The 3,403-nt window shown below is 74.5% G+C and carries 5 protein-coding genes; 3 read left to right on the top strand and 2 right to left on the bottom strand.

All coding sequences use genetic code 11. The annotated features are described in order from the left end of the window. A partial coding sequence (locus VGR37_03360; GenBank protein ID HEV2146432.1) for a hypothetical protein occupies positions 1 to 493 on the bottom strand: 493 nt, incomplete at its 3' end. Between the two features lie 216 nt (positions 494 to 709). On the opposite strand from VGR37_03360, the gene sugE reads away from it, so the two are divergent. Together sugE and VGR37_03350 are read left to right on the top strand one after the other, a co-directional pair. Beyond that, positions 710 to 1,030: a quaternary ammonium compound efflux SMR transporter SugE gene (gene sugE / locus VGR37_03355; GenBank protein ID HEV2146431.1), complete on the top strand. Its 321-nt coding sequence runs from the start codon at positions 710 to 712 to the stop codon at positions 1,028 to 1,030. Between the two features lie 79 nt (positions 1,031 to 1,109). Continuing rightward, on the top strand, positions 1,110 to 1,292 hold the full coding sequence (locus tag VGR37_03350; GenBank protein HEV2146430.1) for a hypothetical protein: 183 nt from the start codon (positions 1,110 to 1,112) through the stop codon (positions 1,290 to 1,292). Here VGR37_03350 and VGR37_03345 read toward each other — a convergent pair. Continuing rightward, on the bottom strand, positions 1,280 to 2,344 hold the full coding sequence (locus tag VGR37_03345; protein HEV2146429.1) for a hypothetical protein: 1,065 nt from the start codon (positions 2,342 to 2,344) through the stop codon (positions 1,280 to 1,282). The genes VGR37_03350 and VGR37_03345 overlap by 13 nt on opposite strands. Before the next feature lie 98 nt (positions 2,345 to 2,442). Here VGR37_03345 and galE point away from each other — a divergent pair. Next, on the top strand, positions 2,443 to 3,403 hold a 961-nt coding region (gene galE, locus VGR37_03340; protein ID HEV2146428.1), incomplete at its 3' end, for a UDP-glucose 4-epimerase GalE.

Genomic DNA, 3,403 nt, shown 5'->3' with positions numbered 1-3,403 from the left:
GCGCGGCCGCGGGCGTGCTGGCGAGCGGGTCCGGCCCCACCTCCACCGGGCGCGTGGGCGAGCGCGCCGGGAGCCGGGCGAGCAGCTCCGCCAGCTCCCGCTCGGACAGGTCGGTCTCGCCGGTGGTGCGCAGCAGCTCTCCGGCCTGCTCCAGGCGGTACCCGTCGCGGTGCACCAGCGTTTCCAGCCGCACCGCGAGCCGGCCGTGGCGTCGGGCCGCCGCGGAGGGGCGCCAGCGTCCCCAGCGGCTCACGCGGTAGTCGCGGAAGAGCATCGCGACCACCACCGTCAGGTAGGTGGTGACGGAGCTCTCGCCGCGGAACTTCCGGAGCACGGCGTAGTCGTCCTCCACGATCCGGAGCCGCGCCCACGAGGCGAAGTCCTCCGCGTCGTCGCCGCCGAAGCCGTGCCGCCGGCAGATGGACGCGGCGACGCGCTCGATCCAGCCGAGGTTCTCGAGGAAGAGCGCCTCCAGGTCCTTCCGATCGGGCATCGTCCGGAGCGAGGCAGAGGGTGGGTTCGCGATCGGGAGAGGCCGGCCCTTGCAACCTGAGCCGCCACTCCCCGCATATCAAAGTCCGTTCCCCGCGCGTTGACCGGACGCGGGAAGCGGGCCTATCTTGCCCGTCCAGTGGACCGGCGCGGGGACGGCCCCGCGCCCGCGACAGGAACCGTCGGGGACGACCCCGCACCGTCCGGAGATACGGGGATGGCGTGGGTCGTCCTTTTCGTCGCGGGCCTCTTCGAGGTCGGCTGGGCCGTCGGGCTCAAGTACACGGCCGGGTTCACGAAGCTGCTCCCCACCGTGGCGTCGGCCGTGTCGATGCTGCTCAGCCTGGGGCTGCTGGGGCTGGCGCTCCGCACCCTCCCGCTCGGCACCGCCTACGCGGTGTGGACCGGGGTGGGAACCATCGGGACCGTCGTGCTCGGCATCGTCCTGTTCGGCGAGCAGGCCACCCCCGCCCGGATGCTCTGCATCGGCCTGATCGTGGCCGGGATCCTGGGACTCAAGCTGGTGTCCCCGCCCTGACGCCGGCGGCCTACCGCTCCCGCGGGGCGCGGGATACGTTGACGGCGCGGAGTCCACTTCCACGCGATCCGGAGAGACGATGAGCGACCAGACCACCGACCTGGCGGCCGTGCGGGCGCAGGCCGCCGCCGAGGAGCGGAGCGCGATCCTGGAGATCGTGGAGCACTGGATGCGCCATCTCGCCCACGGGCACGGGGCGAACGGCGCGCAGGTGCTCCAGCACGTGGCGGACGAGATCCAGCGCCGCGGTCAGAGCGGCTGAACCGCCGCGGCGATCCGGTCCGTCTCCAGGAGATCCCGGAGCTCGTCGGCCAGGCGCTCGCTCTCGGCGACCACGGTCCGCCACGCGCGGATCCGGGCGGCGTCGTCCAGGCGGTAGAAGTCGTTGCGGTCCGGGATCCTGCCGTGCGGCAGCCGGGCGACGAACTCGGCGGAGGGGGCCAGGAGGAGGGCGCGGCGGAAGTTCGCCGGGCGGGCGCGGCGCCACCGGAGCGACCTGTCCAGCCACCCCGGCACCACGTAGGGATAGTAGTGCGGGTAGAGGACGATCCCCTCGCCGGGGCCGAAGTCCAGGTCCGGGTGGTAATCCAGGATCCCGCCGTCGCGGTGGACGCCCTCCGGCGCGCCCGGCACCCGCACCCCGGAGAGCACCAGGGGGATGGAGGCGGAGGCCAGGAGCGCCGGCTTCAGGTTCTGCGCCGTGAGCGGGACGTGGACCGTGGGGAGGTCCGCGAGGCCGCGGAACGGGGTGCGGTCGCCGCAGGCGTGGAACACCACGCGCCGCAGCCGGAGGCCCAGCGTCCGCCGCGCCAGCACGTTCCCCGCCGCCGCAAGCGCGAACGCGGCGAGCTGCGCCGCCGCCCTCTCGCTGGCGAAGAGGCCGCGGCACTCCGTGGCGAGCACGTGCAGGCGCGCCCAGGGGTGGTCCAGGATCTCCTCCGCACCCGTGGGGCCGAGGAGCGTGTCCAGGATCCCGGCGCTCGTCGCCGTCACCAGGGCGGGGGGCGGCTTCGGCGGGTAGCGCTGCTCGACGTACGCCCGGTGGGCGCGGTCCAGCGCCGCGGCGGGGTCGCGCTGCGCCAGGCAGGCCAGGCGCCAGCTCCCGATGGACGACCCGACGAGGTGGAGCGGGCGGGTGCGCGGCGCCTGGAGGAAGCGGCCGAAGAGGAAGCGGTCCAGCCCGGCGAGGACGAGCCACTTGGGACCGCCGGAGGCCCCCGGGACCACGTCCACGTCTTCCGCGCGGAGGCCGCGCTCGCGCACGGTCCGCAGGGCGTCGGGGCCCGCGAGGAGCGTCAGGGAAGAGGATCGCATGGGCAGCCGGTCACGGGTCCGCGGTGGCGGAGCAATGTGCCGGAAGCGCCCTCGCGCCGCAACGACGCGGCGGACACCCGAAACGGGGCAGGGGAGCGATGAAGGTGCTGGTCACGGGGGGCGCCGGGTACATCGGGAGCGCCACGGTTCTGCAGCTGGTCGAGGCGGGCGACGAGGTGGTGGTCTTCGACGACCTGTCGCAGGGGCACCGGGAGGCGGTCCACCCGGACGCCGTGCTGGTGGAGGGCGACCTGGCCGACCGCGCGGCGGTGGACCGGGCGCTGGCGGAGCACCGGCCGGAGGGGATCCTGCACTTCGCCTCGCGCACGCTGGTGGGGGAGTCGATGGAGCGGCCCTTCCTCTACCTGGGGGAGAACGTCCGCAACGGGCTGAACCTGCTGGAGAGCGCGGCGGAGCACGGGGTGCGGCGCTTCATCCTGTCGTCCACGGCCAACCTGTTCGGGCTCCCGGACCGCATCCCCATCGAGGAGGACGCCCCCATCCGTCCGGGGAGCCCGTACGGCGAGTCCAAGTACCTGCTGGAGCGGATGCTTCACTGGATGGACGACCGCTTCGGGATGCGCTACGCGGCGCTCCGCTACTTCAACGCCTGCGGCGCGGTGTCGCCGGAGCGGGGCGAGGACCACGACCCGGAGACCCACCTCATCCCCCTGGTGCTGCAGGTGGCGCTCGGGCAGCGCGAGAGCGTGACCATCTTCGGCGACGACTACGACACCCCGGACGGCACCTGCGTGCGCGACTACGTGCACGTGGCCGACCTGGCGCAGGCGCACGTGCTGGCGCTGCGCGCGCTGGACCGGGGGAGCCGCACCTACAACCTGGGGAACGGCCGCGGCTTCAGCGTGCGCGAGGTGATCGAGACGGCGCGCGCCGTGACCGGGCACCCCATCCCGGCCGTGGTGGGCCCGCGCCGCCCCGGCGACCCGGCCGTGCTGGTGGCGGGGAGCGGCCGGATCCGGCGGGAGCTGGGGTGGGAGCCGCGCCACCCGGACCTGCGCGGGATCGTCGAGAGCGCCTGGGCCTGGCACCGGGCGCACC

The sequence above is a fragment of the Longimicrobiaceae bacterium genome (assembly GCA_035936415.1).
Lineage (GTDB): Bacteria > Gemmatimonadota > Gemmatimonadetes > Longimicrobiales > Longimicrobiaceae > JAFAYN01.
The sequence above is the reverse complement of the archived record's forward strand: the minus strand, read 5'-3'. Positions and strand labels throughout refer to the sequence as shown.

What these genes read in the sequence shown, in the direction of transcription:
- sugE (HEV2146431.1), top strand. Translation starts at nt 710, where the DNA reads ATGGCGTGGGTCGTCCTTTTCGTCGCGGGCCTCTTCGAGGTCGGCTGG.
- VGR37_03350 (HEV2146430.1), top strand. Translation starts at nt 1,110, where the DNA reads ATGAGCGACCAGACCACCGACCTGGCGGCCGTGCGGGCGCAGGCCGCC.
- VGR37_03345 (HEV2146429.1), bottom strand. Translation starts at nt 2,344, where the DNA reads ATGCGATCCTCTTCCCTGACGCTCCTCGCGGGCCCCGACGCCCTGCGG.